This is a genomic window from Microbacterium sp. SLBN-111, from assembly GCF_049739645.1.
Taxonomy (GTDB): Bacteria; Actinomycetota; Actinomycetes; order Actinomycetales; family Microbacteriaceae; genus Microbacterium.
This window is the reverse complement of sequence record NZ_JBMGQH010000001.1, coordinates 1739331-1755209: the sequence shown is the minus strand read 5'-3', so window position 1 is coordinate 1755209 and position 15879 is coordinate 1739331. Positions and strand designations below refer to the sequence as shown.

Sequence of the window (15879 nt, the reverse complement as noted above, 5' to 3'; positions counted from 1 at the left end):
TACAAAATAACCACGCAAGGAGAGACATGCGCGCCATCGTGCACCCCCAGTTCGGCGAACCGACCGACGTCCTCGACGTCGAAGACGTCGAGACCCCCGAGCCCGGCCCCGGCCAGGTGCGGCTGCGCATCCTCCTGTCGCCGATCCACAACCACGACCTGTGGACGATCCGCGGCACCTACGGGTACAAGCCCGAGCTCCCCGCCCGCGCCGGAACCGAGGCCGTCGGCGTCGTCGACGCGCTCGGCGAGGGCGTCGAGGGGCTCGAGATCGGCCAGCGCGTCGCCACGGGCGGGACGTTCGGCGTCTGGGCTGAGTACGTCGTCGCCCCCGCCGCCGGCCTCATCCCCGTCGCCGACGCGCTCCCCGACGAGATGGCCGCGCAGCTCGTCTCGATGCCGTTCAGCGCGATCAGCCTGCTGCACTCGCTCGACCTGAAGGCCGGCGACTGGCTCGTGCAGAACACCGCCAACGGTGCGGTGGGGCGCATGGTCGCGCAGATCGCGAAGGCCCGTGGCATCCATGTCCTGGGTCTGGTGCGCCGCGAGAGCGCCGTCGACGAACTCGCGCAGCAGGGCATCACGAACGTCGTGTCGACCGACGCGGACGACTGGCGCGACAAGGCCCTCGCGATCATCGACGGCGGACGCGTCGTCGCCGGCGTCGACTCGGTCGGCGGCTCGGCGGCGAACGACGTGCTGTCGCTGCTGTCCGAGAACGGCACGCTCGTGATCTTCGGCTCGATGGGCGAGAGCAAGCTCGAGCTGTCGGCGGGCGACATCATCTTCCGCCAGGCGACCGTGAAGGGCTTCTGGGGCAGCGTCGTCAGCAAGACGATGGATGCCGAGACCCGCGGCGCCCTCTTCGGCGAGCTGTCGCGCTACCTCGCCGACGGCACCGTGACGCTCCCCGTCGCGGCGACGTTCGCGCTCGAGGACGTCCGCGACGCCGCCGCCGCGAGCTTCTCGCCGCGCGTCGGCAAGGTGCTGCTGCGCCCGTAAGCCCGGGGCGTCCGCGCGCCTCGCTCGAGTGTCCAGAACACGCCGTTGCGGCCCGCCCGCATGCGGCGTGTCCTGGACACTCGGCGTTTTGGGGCGGTACGTGCGGGAGTGCTCGGGTGGGCGGCGAGCGCGGGGCGTGGGCGGGCAGTTGAGTGTCCAAGACACGCGGACGGCGCCGCATGGCATCCGCGTGTCTTGGACACTCAAACCCCTCGCGACCCACCCGAGGCAGCGCCGCATGCTCGAGTGTCCAGGACACGCCGTTGCACCCCACCTGCACGCGGCGTGTCTTGGACACTCGGCAGGGGCGACGCGGCGCGAACCTCAGGCGAGGAGGCGCTCCAACGCGTCGAGCGCGGGGCGCTGACCCTTCACGAGCGCCTCGCGGGCGGCATCCAAGTCCCTCCACTCGGCGCGGTCGACCTCGGGGAACGACGCCGTCCGGCCCGACCGCGGCGGCCACTCCATCTCGAACTCGCCGAACACGAATCCGGATGCCTCGAACCCGGTGCCGTCGGCGGCGAACACGACGAGCTTCTTGCCGGACGCCGCGGCGAAAGTGCCGAGTTCGCCCCACTCCCCCGCCGGGGGTTCGAGGCCGAGTTCCTCGCGGAACTCGCGGCGCGCGGCATCCCGGGGCTCTTCCGCTCCGGGATCGAACTCGCCCTTCGGGATCGACCACGCGCCGGCGTCCTTGCGCGCCCAGAACGGGCCGCCCATGTGCGCGATGAGGACCTCGAGCGCGGGATGCCGCCGGTACAGCAGCAGTCCCGCACTCCAGGCGACCATCAGACGCCCGCCGGGACGCGCGCGGCTTCGTCGGCGATCACGTCCGCGCGTTTGCGGAACGTGCGGGCCGTGACCCGGTCGAGCGCGATCTGACCGCGCATCCGTTCGGCCTTCTCGTACAGCGACGGACCGCCGAACCCGGTGAGCACCTTCACCAGCACCGGCAGCAGCTCGATCATGAAGAACAGCGCGGCGATGAGCCAGTGCGCCCACCGGAGCGTCGGCTCACGCTCGGACAGTCGCTCGAGCGCCGAGATCTGGCTCAGGAGGCCCACGGCCCCGGCGTTGCCGTTCGCCACCGACGCAGCGCGATCGTTGTAGGCCGTGAGGGCCGACTCGTACTGCGCGCGGGCGGCGGGGAGCTGGTCCTGCGCCTGCTGCTTGTTCTGGTCGGCCGACGCGGCGGCGGCCTCGGCCCCCGCCGAGTTCGCGGTGGCCAACGACGTCTGCGCCTGCTGCAGCTGCGCCGCCAGGGCGTCGTACGACGACTGCGCCTGGGCGAGCTGCGCCTTCGCGGCCTCGGAGCTGGCGCCGTCACCGGCGACCCCGGTGCAGCCCGGAACCTGTCCCGCGCCCTGCCCGGTCAGCTCGCACTGGTACACCGCACGCGCCTGGTCGATCACGGTCTGCTGCGCGGCGAGCTGCTGCGTCAGCTGATCGACGGTCTGCTGCGCGGCGGCGGCCTCGGCCGACGTCGACGAGGTTCCAGCGACGATTCCGGTCGCGGCCTGGTTCTCCAGCGCGGCGACCTGGGCGCTCGCGGCATCCAGGGCCTGCTTCTCGGGACCGTTCGTCACGGCATCCTGATCGCTCAGCGCCTGCGTCACGTTGGTCGAGTTGACCTCGCGGACGATGTCGTTCTGGAACACCTGCAGCACCAGCGGCTCGGCGACCACGATGCCGATGAGCGCCGCCATGATCACGCGTGGGAACGCCAGGCCGAGCAGCCGGAAGACGTTCTTCGTCGACCGCATGGTCGAGGTGAGGAAGCGGTCGAGGTTGAAGATGATGAGGCCCCACACCAGCGCGAGCGGGATCGCGAGGAAGATGCTGATCCGCACGCCCGTGAGCAGCGCGAACATCATCGACAGCGACGAGACGAGCGCGGTCCCGGCGAGCACGAGGAACATCTGCACGAAGCGCGGAACCTCTTCGGGCACCTCGTCGAGCACGTCGTTGTCGGCGCCACCGAGGACCGCCATGCGGCGCACGAGCGACAGGCTGGGGCGGCGAGGATCGGCGCGACGCAGACGCGGCGGACGGGGATCGGATGCCACGGGCGCGGGGAACGGCGCGGCCTCGGGCAGCACGGGCTCGGGTTCTGCCGGGGCGGGCTCGGCCTCAGCGGCGAAGGGCTCAGCGGGCGTGGGCTCCGGAACGGGCGCCGACTCGGCCACGAACGGCTCGGGCTCGGGCCACTCGAACGGGGCGGTGTCGTCATCGCCGGCGGGCGGCGCGCCCCAGGGCTCGGTGGGGTCGTCGAGGGTCACGGCGTCGGCCGACGCGTCGGCGTCGTCACGCTGCTGGGCGAGGATGTCGTCGAGGTACTGAGGCTCGCGATCGTCGTCCGTCGTGAACTCGATACGGCCGTCGGAGCCGAAGCGACCGGGCCGGTGAGCGGAAAAGGACATTCGCACAGGGTACGACGCCGTTCCTGCTCTCTCCTGAGCGGGGCCTGAGGCAACCCCCAGGCCCCGCTCAGGTGGCGATCAGACCAGGCGGCTCTTCGGCGAGACCTCGTACGTGTTCTCCGGGTCGGAGAACACCGCGTCACCCAGGGCCGTGTCGATCGCCGCGAGGGTGTCGGCGTCGAGCGTCACGCCCGAGGCCTTCACGGTGTCGGCGAGCTGCTCGGGCCGCGACGCGCCCACGAGCGCGGCCGCGATGTTCGGGTTCTGCAGCACCCAGGCGATCGCGAGCTGCGGCATGCTGAGCCCGGCCTCGTCAGCGATGGGCTTGAGGCGCTGCACGGCCTCGAGTACGTCGTCGCGCAGGAAGCGCTTGATGAAGTTGGCGCCGCTCTTCTCGTCGGTCGCGCGCGAGCCGTCGGGCACGGGCTGACCGGGCAGGTACTTGCCGCTCAGCACGCCCTGCGCCATCGGCGACCAGACGATCTGCGAGATGCCGAGCTCTTCGCTCGTCGGCACGACCTTGCCCTCGATCACGCGCCACAGCATGGAGTACTGCGGCTGGTTCGAGATGAGCTGGATGCCGAGCTGCTTGGCGAGCGCGTGTCCTTCGCGCAGCTGCTCGGCGGTCCACTCGGACACACCGATGTAGAGCGCCTTGCCCTGACGGACGATGTCGGCGAAGGCCTGGAACGTCTCTTCCAGCGGGGTCTCGTAGTCGAACCGGTGCGCCTGGTAGAGGTCGACGTAGTCGGTGCCGAGACGCGTCAGGGAGCCGTTGATCGAGTCCATGATGTGCTTGCGGCTGAGACCGGTGTCGTTGGGGCCCATGGGACCGGTGGGGAAGTACACCTTCGTGAAGATCTCGAGCGACTCGCGCCGGTGACCCTCGAGGGCCTTGCCGAGGACGACCTCCGCCGCCGTGTTGGCGTACGTGTCGGCCGTGTCGAACGTCGTGATGCCCGCGTCGAGCGCGGCGTGCACGGTCTGGATCGCGGCGTCGTCTCCGACCTGCGAGCCGTGCGTCACCCAGTTGCCGAGGGTGATCTCCGAAATCTTGAATCCACTGTTGCCGAGGTAGCGATAACCGACCATGGGTCAACGCTATCGGCGGCATCCGACATCGAGGGCCGTCGCCGGTGAGACAGAAGTCGAACGCTGGGGAACCGCTCAGCCGACGGGCGTCTCCGCCGCGGCGGCCTCGTCCTCTTCCGTGGCGACGAGCTGACCGCACGCGCCGTCGATCTCTTTGCCACGGGTGTCGCGGAGGGTCGTCGGGATGCCAGCGTCGTTGAGGCGACGCACGAACTCGTTCTGCACGGGCACCTCGGACGCGGTCCAGATCGACCCGGGCGTCGGGTTCAGCGGGATGGGGTTCACGTGCACCCAGCCCCGGCCGCGGGCGTTCAGCTTCTCGGCGAGGAGATCGGCGCGCCAGGCGTGGTCGTTCATGTCCTTGATCAGGGCGTATTCGATCGAGACGCGGCGTCCGGTCTTGTCGAAGTAGGCGCGGGCGGCATCCAGTGCCTCGTCGACCTTCCAGCGGGAGTTCACCGGGATCAGCTCGTCGCGCAGACCGTCGTCGGGCGCGTGCAGCGACAGCGCGAAGGTCACCGGGATGTCCTCATTCGACAGCTTCGTGATCGCCGGGACGAGCCCCACCGTCGACACCGTGATGCCGCGGGCGCTCATGCCGAGGCCGTGCTCCTTGTCGACCATCACGCGCACGGCCTGCATGAGCCGCGCGTAGTTGGCGAGCGGCTCCCCCATGCCCATGAAGACGATGTTGGTGACGCGCTCGTCCTCGTGACCCACCTTGCGGGGGTCGCCGAGGCCGCCGGCGCGAATGAGCGCGTTCGCCCGGACCACCTGGTCGACGATCTCCGCCGCCGACATGTTGCGCGTGAGACCCGCCTGGCCGGTGGCGCAGAACGGGCAGTTCATGCCGCAGCCCGCCTGGCTCGAGACGCACAGCGTGATGCGCCCGGGGTACCGCATGAGCACCGACTCAACGAGCGCGCCGTCGTGCAGCTTCCACAGGAACTTGATCGTGTCGCCGCGGTCGGTCTCGAGGCGGCGCACTTCGGTGAGCAGCGGCGGCAGCAGCCCCGCGACGAGCTCTTCGCGACCGGATGCCGGCAGGTCGGTCATCGCGGCCGCGTCGGACGTGTAGTGGGTGAAGTAGTGCTTCTCGAGCTGCTTCGCGCGGAAGCCGGGGAGCCCGAGCTCCTTCACCTTGGCGACGCGCTCTTCGGCGGTGAGGTCGGCGAGGTGCACGGGCGGCTTGCCGCGCTTGGGGCTGGCGAACTGCAGGAGTGGGCGGCCCGTCTCGTCCTTGGCCTGCTGCCAGCCTTCGGTCTTCGGCCGCACCTGGCGGGGCTTCGTCTCGCGGATACCGGTGTCGGCCGGAGCCCCCGCGGGACGCCCCTGCCGGGGCTTGGTCTCGCGCACGGGGGTCTGATCGGTCATACCTCCCAGGGTACCGGCGCCCACCTGCGCCGCGGCTGGGCGCTCCGCCGGGCGCCGCGGCCGGCGCGCCGGGCGCCGCGGCCGGGTGGCGCGGCATGGCGCCGCGACGGCCGGGACCGCATCGCGGCACCGCACCGCACCGCTCCAGACACAACGCAGGAAAATACGGATGCCACGGACCCCGCGCCCGCGGCATCCCGCGGTTCCGCAGGAGTTGTGCCACCGGATTTCCTTCGTTGTGTCCGCGCACGAGCCGGATACCGGCGCCCGGTACGGTGGCAGTCGACCGCCGGGGCAGCCCGCGCCCCGACCGGCCGGTCCGGCGCCGACCCACGGAGAACCATGACCCGCATCGCCTTCCTCGACGTGGACGGCACGATCGCCGAGCACGGCTCGACGATCGCCCCCTCGACCGTGACCGCCATCCGCCGCGCCCGCGCGAACGGCCACCTCGTGTGGCTGTGCACCGGGCGGGCGGACGGCGACATCCACCCCGACGTGCGCGCGATCGGCTTCGACGGCGCGATCAGCAACGCCGGGGCGTACGCCACGAGCGGCGACGAACTGATCGTGGAGCACCCCATGCCCCGCGCGGACGTGGCGGCGATCGAGACGTACTTCGAGGCGCATGGCATCCACTACTTCCTGCAGACGCACGAGGCGGTGTTCGCTTCGCCGGGTATCGAGCCGATGATGCGCGAGTACGTGCGCGAGCGTCTCGCGAAGCGGGCCGCCGAGCTCGCGGCGCGGGGGCTCGACGGGGAGCCGACGACGTCGATCCCCCGTGCCCGGCCCCTCGCCGAGGTCGATCGCGGCCGGGTCGCGAAGGCGGTGTTCATCAGCCCCGTCGCCGACACGGTTGCGCACGCCGGTGCCGAACTGGGCGAGCGGTTCCACGTCATCCCCGGGTCGATCCCGCTCCCCGGCGGGTCGAACGGCGAGATCGGGCTCGCGGGCGTCACGAAGGGGTCGGCGATCCTCGAGGTGCTCGAGCACCTGGGCCTGGATCCAGCGGATGCCATCGGCATCGGCGACTCCTGGAACGACGTCGAGATGTTCCAGGTCGTCGGCACCCCCGTCGCGATGGGCAACGCCCCCGTCGAGCTGCAGCGCCTGGCCGGCCGCGTGACGACCGCGGTCCTGGACGACGGCGTGCACAACGCCTTCGCCGAGCTCGGGCTGCTCTGACCCGGCGCCCCTCACGCCTAAACGCTCCTGCTCGGCAGAAACGCCCGGCCGCAGCGTTTCCGCCGAGGCACAGCGTTTATGCCCACCTTGCGCCGCGCCCCGCGACCCCGAGCGGCCGCCCCGCCTCAGTCCAGGAAGATGTCGGGGTACATCGCGTCGTCGGGGGTCCCAGGGACCGCGGCGTAGCCGGAGAAGTCCGTCACCCCGGCGGCCTGCAGCACGTCCTCGACGATCAGCGTCTGTCCGGTGAGCTCGCGCGACGGGGACGTGAGCACTTCGTACGCGGCATCCGCGTAGATCTCCGGCGTGCGCGAGACGCGCATGAGCCGGTCGCCGCCGATGACGTTCTGCACCGCCGCGGTCGCGATCGTCGTGCGCGGCCACAGGGTGTTGGCCGCGATCCCGGCGTCGGCGAACTCCGCGGCGAGACCGAGCGTCGCCATCGTCATGCCGAACTTCGCGAGGCTGTAGCCCGTGTGCGCCCCCAGCCAGCGAGGCGTGACGTTCAGCGGCGGCGAGAGCGACAGGATGTGCGGGTTCTCGGCGTCCTTCAAGACGGGCACGGCCGCGCGCGAGAGCAGGAACGTCCCGCGAACGTTGACGTCCTGCATGAGGTCGTACTTCTTGGTCGCGAGGTCGAGCGACCCCGACAGGTCGATGACGCTGGCGTTGTTCACCACGATGTCGACGCCGCCGAACTCCCCCACCGTGCGGAGCACGGCCTCGGTGATCGACTCCTCGTCGCGAACGTCGCCGACGATCGGCAGCGCCTGCCCGCCCGCGGCCCGGATCGCGTCGGCGGCGGTGTGGATCGTGCCCTCGAGCTTCGGGTGCGGGGTGTCGGTCTTGGCCAGCAGCGCGACGTTCGCGCCGTCGCGCGCGGCGCGCAGCGCGATCGCGAGGCCGATGCCGCGGCTGCCGCCCGACATCAGGATGGTCTTGCCGGCGAGCGTGGTCATGAGCGTCCTTTCGCGGAGGCGGCGGCGAAGGCCGCGACCCGCGCCCGCGCCTCGGGGGTCTCGAAGGCCGCGCCGATCGTGGCAGCCTCATCGGCGAGGTTCTCGGCGAACGTGCGCCCGGCTCCGACGCGCACGAGCCGCGTCGCCTGACCGAACGCGGCGGTCGCCCCGGCGAGCCAGAACCGCGCGATCTCGTCGACCCGCGACGCCAGATCGGTGGATGCCACGACCTCGGCGACCAACCCCCACTCGAGGGCCTCCGCGGCGTCGATCATCCGGTCCTGGAGCAGCAGCTGCAGCGCGCGGCGCTGTCCGATCGCGGCCGGGAGCAGCGTCGAGACGCCGAGGTCGGGGGTGAGGCCGATGTTCGCGTAGCGGCTGACGAAGCGGGCGTTCTCGCTCGCGACGACGTAGTCCGCGGTGAGCATCAGCCCGAGCCCGCCGCCCGCGACCGCCCCCTGGACGGCGGCGACCATCGACAGCGGCGCTTCGACGAACGTGCGGATGCCGTCGTGGATCGCCTCCGCGGTCTCGGTGACATCGGCACCCGACGCGCCGGTCGTCGCCATGGCCACGACGTCGCCGCCGGCGCAGAACGCGGGGCCGGTGGCATCCAGGATCACGGCTCCGACGGAGGCATCGGACGTGACCTCGTGCGCGACCTCGCGCCAGCGGCGGGCCATCGGGAAGTCCATCGCGTTGAGCGAAGCGGGACGGTCGAACGTGACGCGGGCGAGCCCCGCGTCGACGGAGAGCAGGATGCCGTCGGTCATTTCGGTGCCATCCGGATCGCGCCGTCGAGGCGGATGGTCTCGCCGTTGAGGTAGCCGTTGTCGACGATCGCCAGCACGAGCCGCGCGTACTCGTCGGGGGCGCCGAGCCGCGAGGGGTACGGCACCTGCTGTCCGAGCGAGTCCTGCGCGGCCTGCGGCAGTCCCTTGAGCATGGGCGTCTCCATGATGCCGGGGGCGATCGTGACGACCCGGATGCCATGGCGCGCGAGCTCGCGCGCGATCGGGAGGGTCATCGCGTGCACGCCGCCCTTGCTCGCCGAGTACGCGGGCTGGCCGATCTGCCCATCGAAGGCGGCGACGCTCGCGGTGTTGACGATGACGCCGCGGTCCCCGCCCTCCGCCGGCTCGGACGCGGCCATGAGCGCCGACGTCTGCGCGATCACGTTGTACGTGCCGACGAGGTTGATGCGCACGAGCCGCTCGAAGTCGGCCAGGGGCGTGGGCTTCAGGTCGCGGTCGAGCACCTTGGCGGGCGGCGCGATGCCGGCGCAGTTCACCACGACCCGCAGGGAGCCCGCCTCCGCGGCGAGCGCCGCGGCCGCGGCGACCTGCTCGGCATCCGTGACGTCCGCCGCCGCGAACGTGCCGCCGAGTTCGTCGGCCACGGCCGCACCCGGCGAGGACGGCAGATCGACGATCGTGACGTGGGCGCCGGCGGCGGCAAGGCGACGCGCGGTGGCGAGACCGAGCCCCGAGGCCCCTCCGGTGACGAGGGCGGATGCTCCCGCGATGTCCATGCGTTCTCCTTCGAAGCAGAAACTCAGTGTCACTCTACCCGGGACTCAGGTTCGCGGCAGACGGCTCCGCGACCAGCCGATCCTGCGCCGCATGGGCGTCCGGATCGCCCCCGTCGAGGCCCCGTCCGCGAGCAGCGTGATCTCGTCGGCGCCCCAGCCGAACTGCGAGCGGAGGCAGTGCGCGAGGGCCGCCACGGGCTGCGCGACTCCCACCTCGATCCCGCGCGGGACGTCCGCGGCATCCGGGTCGAGCGTGCGCCCGGCCTCACGGAGGTCGCTCACCAGCCCGCGCATTCGATCCGTGCCGTAGGCGGCCGACGCGAGATCCCAGTCTCCGAGAACGACGATCGCTCCCGCGGGGCGACCCGCGGGACGCTCGGGTACGGCGCGGCGGGCCACGAAGAGGCGGACGACGGCGATCCCGATCAACAGAACCGCGAGGCATCCCGCGGCGGTCACCGGAGCGAAGGAGAACACCGCGGTGTAGACCGCCGAGTCCAGGCCCAGGAGGAGACCGACGAGAAGGCGGACGATGCAGAACACCGCGTACCCGCCGCACGTCACCATGAGCAGGCGCATCGGTGCCCACGGCTCGACGTCCGAACGCGCGGCCGCCACGCTGCACGCTGCACACACCACGGCGAGCATGGCGACCTTGACGATGCCCGAGGTAGAGAGGGGCGCGGTGGCCGACACGATCGCGACACCCAGCCCCACGGCGACGACGGCCACCGACCAGCGCCGCGCGCGATCACCCGACAGCACCCGGAGCGCGATGAAGAACACCGCCGGGGCGAGCACCATCGCGGTGTCGCCCACCACGCGCGGAACGATCCCGCCGCCGGCGATGAAGATGAGGTACATCACGCTCGACGCGACGGCCGCGAGGCCCGAAACCGCGGTCAGGCGCAGGAACAACGTCGGGGCTCCCGGCTTGCCGAGCCGCGGAAGCGCGACGAAGAGCACCGCGGCCGAAACGGCGACGCTCACGGCCACCAGGCCGAACGAGAATCCCATCGCGCCCCCGGACTCACCCAGCCCCGACGAGAAAAGCACTTTCCGATTAGGCAGGACGGGCGTCGGATGCGCAAGTGCCTATCGTCCCGCGGCCAGGTTCTTTACGCTCGTGCGGTGGGCGACCCCGGCTTCCGCATCGAGATCGTCGATCTCGACGATCCGCGCGCGATCGAGCTGCGCGGCATCCTGGATCTCGATCTCGACGAGCGCTACGGCGGTGCCGACGCCGACGATCCGCCGGGCAAGGCGGAGGAGCGCGCGGCGGCCCTGGCGGTCCACGCGGACGAGGTCGTGGCGACTTTTCTGGCGATGGATGCCGATGGCTCGGCGCTCGGCCACGTGCTGCTGCGCCGCCTCGGCGAGGAGTGGGAGCTGAAGCGCCTGATCGTGACGGGCGCCGCGCGCCGACGCGGCGTGGGCCGCGCGCTCACCGAGGCGGTCGTCGCGCGGGCGCGCAAGGGCGGTGCCGGACGCGTGATCCTGCAGAGCGGCCCGATGCAGCCCGAGTCGCTCGCGCTGTACGCGGGGACCGGATTCACCCCGATCCCGGTCTACGAGCCGTACGTCGCGACGATGCCGGAGTCGCTGTGCTTCGAGCGCGTCCTCTGACATCCGGCGCGCCGCCGCACCTCACCCGCCGACGAAGCGGAACGCGCCGGTCGACACGGCGACGGTGAGCGCGGCGGCGATCAGCACGATCGCGCCCGCGAGCGCCACGCCGTCGCGGGGGTGCAGGCGAGACGGGCGCGACCACGTGCGCTCGACGGGTGCCCCGAAGCCGCGGGCCTCCATCGCGGTCGCGAGGGTCGTGCCGCGCCGGACGGCGAAGACGAGCAGCACGAATGCCATCCCGAGGAACCGCCGCAGTGCGCCGTGGTCGCCGAGGCCGCGTGCGCGCCGCGCGAGCGTCATGGTGCGCCAGTCGTCGACGAACAGCCCGACCGTGCGCGCACCGGCGAGGATGCCGAGGACGAACCGACTCGGCAGCTTCGCGACCTGCGCCAGGCCGTCGGCGAGCTCGGTCGGGTCCGTGCGACCGAACAGCAGAATCGTGGGGAGGCCCAGCGCGACGACGCGCAGCATGACCGCCAGGGACAGGGCGATCGAGTCGTCGCTCACGATGGCGAACAGGAACTGTCCGTAGACGGTTCCGCCGGGCTTCGCGTAGAGCAGCATGCTCACACCGGCGACGGGCGCGAAAACGACCACCGGCACGAGCCGCCTCAGAACGATCCCCCACGCCAGTCCCGTGAGCGGCACGCACGCGAGTTCGAGCACGATCGCGACCGACGCGCTCACCGGGTCGAGCGTCGCGAACAGCGGCACCGACAGCACGAGCGCGATGACGATGCGCGTGACGGGGTTCACGCCGTCGAGCCAGGGCCGGGTGCGCTGGGGCACCGTGAGCGCAGCGGTCATGCGGCGCTCCCGAGGACGATGCGGTGCTGCCCGAGATGCCGGATCACGTCGGCGTCGTGCGTGACGGCCACCACGGTGCGTCCGCGGGCGATCTCGCGCTGCAGCAGCGCGACGAGCTCGCTCCAGCCGCGCCGGTCCTGACCGAACGTCGGCTCGTCGAGCACGATCACCGCGGGCGACGACGCGAGCACGGTCGCGACCGACAGCCGTCGCTTCTGTCCGCCCGAGAGGGTGAACGGGTGGGCCTCGGCGAGGGATGCCAGGTCGAGCCGCTCGAGCAGCTCGTCGACGATCGCGTCGACCTCGGCCGCCGGCATCCGGAGCGCCCGCGGACCGACGGCGAGTTCTTCGCGCAGCGTCGAGGCGAGGAACTGGTGCTCGGGTTCTTGGAACACCGTGCCGATGCGGGTGAGCAGTTCGGTCGACCGCCAGCGCGACGGGCGCCGCACCCCCCGCGCGGCCAGCGACGGCGCGGCGACGACCTCGCCCGCGAGCTCGGGCAGGAGCCCCGCGAGCGTCAGCGCGAGCGTCGACTTGCCCGCGCCGTTGGGTCCCGTGACGACTGTCCCCGCACCCTCCGGAACGACGACGTCGAGTCCCGCGCGCACGGGCGTGCGGCGTTCGCGACCGATCGTGAGAGCGGATGCCGAGAGCGTGGCATCCATCGACGAGGACGCCGGAGCGAGCACGGGCAGGTCGACCGGACGCCCCGGCACCCACACGCCCGCCGCGGCGAGCGCGTCGCCGTGCTCCGCGAACACCCATGCGGGCGGGCCGTCGGCGAGCAGCCCGCCGCCGGGCGCGAGGACGATCACGCGCGTGACGAGGTCGGCCCACACCGCGGTGCGGTGCTCGATGAGCACGAGGGTCGTCTCGTCGCGCGCAACCACACGTTCCACCGCGGCGCGCACTTCGCGCACCCCGTCGGGGTCGAGATTGGCGGTGGGTTCGTCGAGCAGCAGCAGCCCCGGGCGCATCGCCAGCACACCGGCGAGGGCGAGGCGCTGCTTCTGGCCGCCCGACAACGCTTTCGTCGGGCGGTCGAGCGGCACGTCGAGTCCCACGGATGCCAGCGCCTCGGCGACGCGCGAGGGAATGGCATCCGCCGGCAGACCGAGGTTCTCGCAGCCGAAGGCGACGTCGTCGCCGACCTTCGACAGCACGACGCCGGCCTCGGGGTCCTGCAGGACGAGACCGATGCGTCCGCGCTGCACCTCGGGCGGTTGCCCGTCGACGAGGATGCGCCCCGTGGCCTCGCCCTCGTCGCTGCCGCCGAGGAGGCCGGCGAGGCCGGCGAGCAGCGTCGACTTCCCGGCCCCGGAGGCGCCGAGGAGTAGCACCCGCTCCCCCGGTTCGATCGTCAGGTCGACGTCGCGGGTGGCCGGCAGCCGACGTCCGGCGTACCGCCACCCCCAGCCGTCGACGTCGACGCGCGCCGGATGCGGCATCAGACCTCTCGGCGGCGTTCGCGTCCCGCGGCGAAGCGGCTCAGCGCGCCGCTCGCGGCCAGCGCACGGACGAGCAGCCAGCCCACGACACCGCCGAGGACCGCGCCCGAGACGATGAGCGTGGTGAGGTACAGCAGGTTGAACTCGGCGGTCTTCGCGATATTGCCGGTGAAGAACTCCAGCACCCACGCACCGACACCCGCGCCCGCACCAGCGAGCATCGCGACCGGCAGCGAGAAACGCAGGTAGAGGAACGCGAGGAAGATCAGCTCGGCCCCGAGACCCTGCGCGAGGCCCGAGTAGATCGTGCTGATGCCCCACACGTTGCCGATGAGGGCCGACACGATCGCGGCGATGACCTCGACCAGCAGCGCCGCTCCGGGCTTGCGGATGATGAGGCCGCCGACGACACCGCCGAGCAGCCAGATGCCGACCGCGATGCCGCCGAGGCCGGGCGTCAGGCCGTCCATCGCGGTGAACCAGAGGCCGCCGACGGTGTTCCAGCCCCAGAAGACGAGACCGATCGCGACGCCCAGGACGGCGGTCACGACGATGTCGACGACCCGCCAGCGGAGGCGGTCGGACGTGGCGACGGCGGGGGCCGTCCGGGCAGACGTGGACGTGTGCATTTCTCTCCTCCCTGCGCCGGCATGATCCGGATCAGGTTCGACGGTCGAAGCGTGGGTCGCTTCCTCTCAGCCCGGCTCACCGGACTCCCGTGGTTGTGAAACCAGAGTATAGGCCGGTCCCCGGGGTAGCGTGGGCGAGTGCACGACCAGACCCCGGCCACACGGCGCGAGCTGCGTGACCGGGACGATCCGTCGCGCGAAACGGATGCCGACGACCCGGCGCCCGCGACTGCCTTCACCCCTGCGCCCTCCGCCGCGCCGTCCGGCGCCTTGCCCGCCGCCGCGCCGTCCACCGCCGGGCCTTTCGCCGCCGTGGGCGTGACAGAGGGAGGAGATGCGGCCGCGGGAGGACCGATCCCCGCCGTGGCATCCTCCGCTCCTCCCAAATCCTCCGCTCCTCCCGAGGTCGCGCCCGCAAACGCCCCGGCGCCCGCCACCGCCGCCGCCCCCGAGCGCATCCTCATCGGCGCACCGATCGCGCTGACGTGGGTCGACCCCGCCGCGGCGGCGGCCCCGCGCCCCGCGCCCGAGCTCGCGCTCACCGCGAAGGGTCCGCGCCCGCCCGACCTGCTCGCCGGACGCCGCCGCCGCGCGCTGCGTCCGGGCACGGTCGTGCCGCCGGTGGTCCTGCTGCTGCTCGTCGCGGTGTACGTCGCCGTCACGCTGCTGTGGCCGCTGAACGCCGTGGCGCCCCGCGTGACTCCACTCGTCGTGCAGACCGCCGCGGCGCCCGCCGCCGTCCCCGCGTGGCCCGCCCAGGGCGAGGCGGCGATCGCAGTGCAGGGCATGGGCGGCGTGCTGTCCTCGGCCGATGCCCCCGAGTCGATCGCCAGCATCACCAAGGTCGTCACGGCCCTGCTCGTGCTCGACCGACTGCCGCTCGCGCCCGGCGAGCAGGGGAAGTCGTACGCATTCACGCAGGCCGACAGCGACGACTACTGGCAGTACCGCTTCCGCGGGGAGTCCTCGCTCGACGTCCCGGTGGACGGCAGCCTCACGGAACTGCAGATGCTCCAGGGCATGCTGATCGCCTCCGCGAACAACTACGCCCAGCGACTGGCATCCGATCTCTGGCCGTCCAACTCCGACTTCGTCGCCGCCGCGACCGCGTACCTGGCCGACCGCGGCATCTCGGGCATCACGATCGTGAACCCCACCGGGATCGAGGCGGGCAACACCGCGACCCCGGCCGCCCTCATCACCCTCGCCGAGAAGGCGCTGCAGAACCCCGTGATCGCCGAGATCGTCCGCACGCCCGAGCTCACTCTGCCGGGCGCCGGCACGTTCAAGAACGGCAACCCGCTGCTCGCCGACCCGGGCGTCGTGGGCATCAAGACCGGGACCCTGGATGCCTGGAACCTGCTGTCCGCGAAAGACCTGACGGTGGGATCGGTCACGGTGCGCACGTACGCGTCGGTCCTCGGACAGCCGGGGCCCGACTCCCGCGACCAGGCGTCCCGCGACCTGTACGCGCGGCTGGCGGAGGAGATCCAGCTCCGCACGTCCGTGCCCGCGGGGACCGTCGTCGGCAAGGCGACGACGCTGTGGGGCGAGGACGTCGCGCTCGTCACCGCGTCCGACGCGCAGAACGTGCTGTGGAACGGCGCGAGCGCCACCGCCGACACCTCGTTCACGCTCGGGGATGCCCGAGACGCGGGCGAGAGCGTCGGCGAACTGATCGCGACGGGGCCGCTCGACGCCGCCACCGTCGACGTGCGGCTCCGGGACGACATCGACCCGCCGAGCCCGTGGTGGCGGCTGACCCACCCGCTCGACCTGCTGGGACTCAACGACTGAGCGC

15 protein-coding genes and 1 riboswitch are annotated in these 15879 nt (G+C 72.1%); of the genes, 4 read left to right on the top strand and 11 right to left on the bottom strand.

Annotation, left to right across the window (positions count from 1 at the left end; all coding sequences use genetic code 11):
• Positions 1-26: 26 nt before the first annotated feature.
• Positions 27-1001, top strand: coding sequence for a zinc-binding dehydrogenase (locus tag RKD05_RS08285; protein ID WP_424709303.1), 975 nt, complete (start codon positions 27-29; stop codon positions 999-1001).
• Positions 1002-1325: 324 nt separating this feature from the next.
• Here the strand turns inward: RKD05_RS08285 and RKD05_RS08280 are convergent, their stop codons facing one another.
• From RKD05_RS08280 to rlmN, 4 genes are all read right to left on the bottom strand, one after another.
• On the bottom strand, positions 1326-1790 hold the full coding sequence (locus RKD05_RS08280) for an NUDIX domain-containing protein (protein ID WP_424709301.1): 465 nt from the start codon (positions 1788-1790) through the stop codon (positions 1326-1328).
• A complete protein-coding gene (locus tag RKD05_RS08275; protein WP_424709300.1) occupies positions 1790-3421 on the bottom strand; it encodes a DUF4407 domain-containing protein in 1632 nt (543 codons plus the stop codon). The genes RKD05_RS08280 and RKD05_RS08275 overlap by 1 nt, the downstream gene beginning before the upstream one ends.
• A gap of 78 nt (positions 3422-3499) precedes the next feature.
• A complete protein-coding gene (locus tag RKD05_RS08270; protein WP_424709298.1) occupies positions 3500-4513 on the bottom strand; it encodes an aldo/keto reductase family protein in 1014 nt (337 codons plus the stop codon).
• 75 nt (positions 4514-4588) lie between these two features.
• Entirely contained in the window at positions 4589-5887 is a 1299-nt protein-coding gene (gene rlmN, locus RKD05_RS08265; RefSeq protein ID WP_424709296.1) for a 23S rRNA (adenine(2503)-C(2))-methyltransferase RlmN, read from the bottom strand.
• 342 nt (positions 5888-6229) lie between these two features.
• Here rlmN and RKD05_RS08260 point away from each other — a divergent pair, with 342 nt between their 5' ends.
• Positions 6230-7075, top strand: coding sequence for a Cof-type HAD-IIB family hydrolase (locus RKD05_RS08260; RefSeq protein WP_424709294.1), 846 nt, complete (start codon positions 6230-6232; stop codon positions 7073-7075).
• Between the two features lie 125 nt (positions 7076-7200).
• Here the strand turns inward: RKD05_RS08260 and RKD05_RS08255 are convergent, their stop codons facing one another.
• The 4 genes from RKD05_RS08255 to RKD05_RS08240 are packed head-to-tail and all read right to left on the bottom strand — an operon-like array spanning position 7201 to position 10582.
• On the bottom strand, positions 7201-8034 hold the full coding sequence (locus tag RKD05_RS08255) for an SDR family oxidoreductase (protein ID WP_424709292.1): 834 nt from the start codon (positions 8032-8034) through the stop codon (positions 7201-7203).
• Positions 8031-8807, bottom strand: coding sequence for an enoyl-CoA hydratase/isomerase family protein (locus RKD05_RS08250; RefSeq protein ID WP_424709290.1), 777 nt, complete (start codon positions 8805-8807; stop codon positions 8031-8033). Before RKD05_RS08250 ends, RKD05_RS08255 begins: the two co-directional genes overlap by 4 nt.
• Complete coding sequence (locus RKD05_RS08245) at positions 8804-9565, bottom strand: SDR family NAD(P)-dependent oxidoreductase (protein WP_424709289.1); 762 nt, start codon at positions 9563-9565, stop codon at positions 8804-8806. The genes RKD05_RS08250 and RKD05_RS08245 overlap by 4 nt, the downstream gene beginning before the upstream one ends.
• Positions 9566-9610: 45 nt before the next feature.
• Positions 9611-10582, bottom strand: a complete 972-nt coding sequence (locus tag RKD05_RS08240) for a hypothetical protein (RefSeq protein ID WP_424709287.1) — start codon at positions 10580-10582, stop codon at positions 9611-9613.
• Positions 10583-10696: 114 nt separating this feature from the next.
• Here RKD05_RS08240 and RKD05_RS08235 point away from each other — a divergent pair, with 114 nt between their 5' ends.
• On the top strand, positions 10697-11191 hold the full coding sequence (locus tag RKD05_RS08235; protein ID WP_424709286.1) for a GNAT family N-acetyltransferase: 495 nt from the start codon (positions 10697-10699) through the stop codon (positions 11189-11191).
• A gap of 21 nt (positions 11192-11212) precedes the next feature.
• On the opposite strand, the gene RKD05_RS08230 is transcribed toward RKD05_RS08235, so the two are convergent.
• The 3 genes from RKD05_RS08230 to RKD05_RS08220 all read right to left on the bottom strand — a co-directional run bounded on the left by RKD05_RS08230 (position 11213) and on the right by RKD05_RS08220 (position 14078).
• Positions 11213-12001 carry an energy-coupling factor transporter transmembrane component T family protein gene (locus RKD05_RS08230; protein WP_424709284.1) on the bottom strand — a complete coding sequence of 263 codons (789 nt, stop codon included), beginning with the start codon at positions 11999-12001 and terminating at the stop codon, positions 11213-11215.
• Positions 11998-13449 carry an ABC transporter ATP-binding protein gene (locus RKD05_RS08225; protein ID WP_424709282.1) on the bottom strand — a complete coding sequence of 484 codons (1452 nt, stop codon included), beginning with the start codon at positions 13447-13449 and terminating at the stop codon, positions 11998-12000. Before RKD05_RS08225 ends, RKD05_RS08230 begins: the two co-directional genes overlap by 4 nt.
• Positions 13449-14078 carry an ECF transporter S component gene (locus RKD05_RS08220; protein ID WP_424709281.1) on the bottom strand — a complete coding sequence of 210 codons (630 nt, stop codon included), beginning with the start codon at positions 14076-14078 and terminating at the stop codon, positions 13449-13451. The genes RKD05_RS08225 and RKD05_RS08220 overlap by 1 nt, the downstream gene beginning before the upstream one ends.
• Positions 14070-14179: riboswitch (TPP riboswitch) on the bottom strand. It overlaps the preceding gene by 9 nt.
• Positions 14180-14216: 37 nt before the next feature.
• Here RKD05_RS08220 and RKD05_RS08215 point away from each other — a divergent pair.
• Positions 14217-15875: a D-alanyl-D-alanine carboxypeptidase gene (locus tag RKD05_RS08215; protein WP_424709279.1), complete on the top strand. Its 1659-nt coding sequence runs from the start codon at positions 14217-14219 to the stop codon at positions 15873-15875.
• Positions 15876-15879: the final 4 nt, after the last annotated feature.

Excerpts from the sequence above, each read along its gene's own strand:
- RKD05_RS08285 (WP_424709303.1), top strand. The coding sequence starts at position 27 with ATGCGCGCCATCGTGCACCCCCAGTTCGGCGAACCGACCGACGTCCTC.
- RKD05_RS08280 (WP_424709301.1), bottom strand. The coding sequence starts at position 1,790 with ATGGTCGCCTGGAGTGCGGGACTGCTGCTGTACCGGCGGCATCCCGCG.
- RKD05_RS08275 (WP_424709300.1), bottom strand. The coding sequence starts at position 3,421 with ATGTCCTTTTCCGCTCACCGGCCCGGTCGCTTCGGCTCCGACGGCCGT.
- RKD05_RS08270 (WP_424709298.1), bottom strand. The coding sequence starts at position 4,513 with ATGGTCGGTTATCGCTACCTCGGCAACAGTGGATTCAAGATTTCGGAG.
- rlmN (WP_424709296.1), bottom strand. The coding sequence starts at position 5,887 with ATGACCGATCAGACCCCCGTGCGCGAGACCAAGCCCCGGCAGGGGCGT.
- RKD05_RS08260 (WP_424709294.1), top strand. The coding sequence starts at position 6,230 with ATGACCCGCATCGCCTTCCTCGACGTGGACGGCACGATCGCCGAGCAC.
- RKD05_RS08255 (WP_424709292.1), bottom strand. The coding sequence starts at position 8,034 with ATGACCACGCTCGCCGGCAAGACCATCCTGATGTCGGGCGGCAGCCGC.
- RKD05_RS08250 (WP_424709290.1), bottom strand. The coding sequence starts at position 8,807 with ATGACCGACGGCATCCTGCTCTCCGTCGACGCGGGGCTCGCCCGCGTC.
- RKD05_RS08245 (WP_424709289.1), bottom strand. The coding sequence starts at position 9,565 with ATGGACATCGCGGGAGCATCCGCCCTCGTCACCGGAGGGGCCTCGGGG.
- RKD05_RS08240 (WP_424709287.1), bottom strand. The coding sequence starts at position 10,582 with ATGGGATTCTCGTTCGGCCTGGTGGCCGTGAGCGTCGCCGTTTCGGCC.
- RKD05_RS08230 (WP_424709284.1), bottom strand. The coding sequence starts at position 12,001 with ATGACCGCTGCGCTCACGGTGCCCCAGCGCACCCGGCCCTGGCTCGAC.
- RKD05_RS08225 (WP_424709282.1), bottom strand. The coding sequence starts at position 13,449 with ATGCCGCATCCGGCGCGCGTCGACGTCGACGGCTGGGGGTGGCGGTAC.
- RKD05_RS08220 (WP_424709281.1), bottom strand. The coding sequence starts at position 14,078 with ATGCACACGTCCACGTCTGCCCGGACGGCCCCCGCCGTCGCCACGTCC.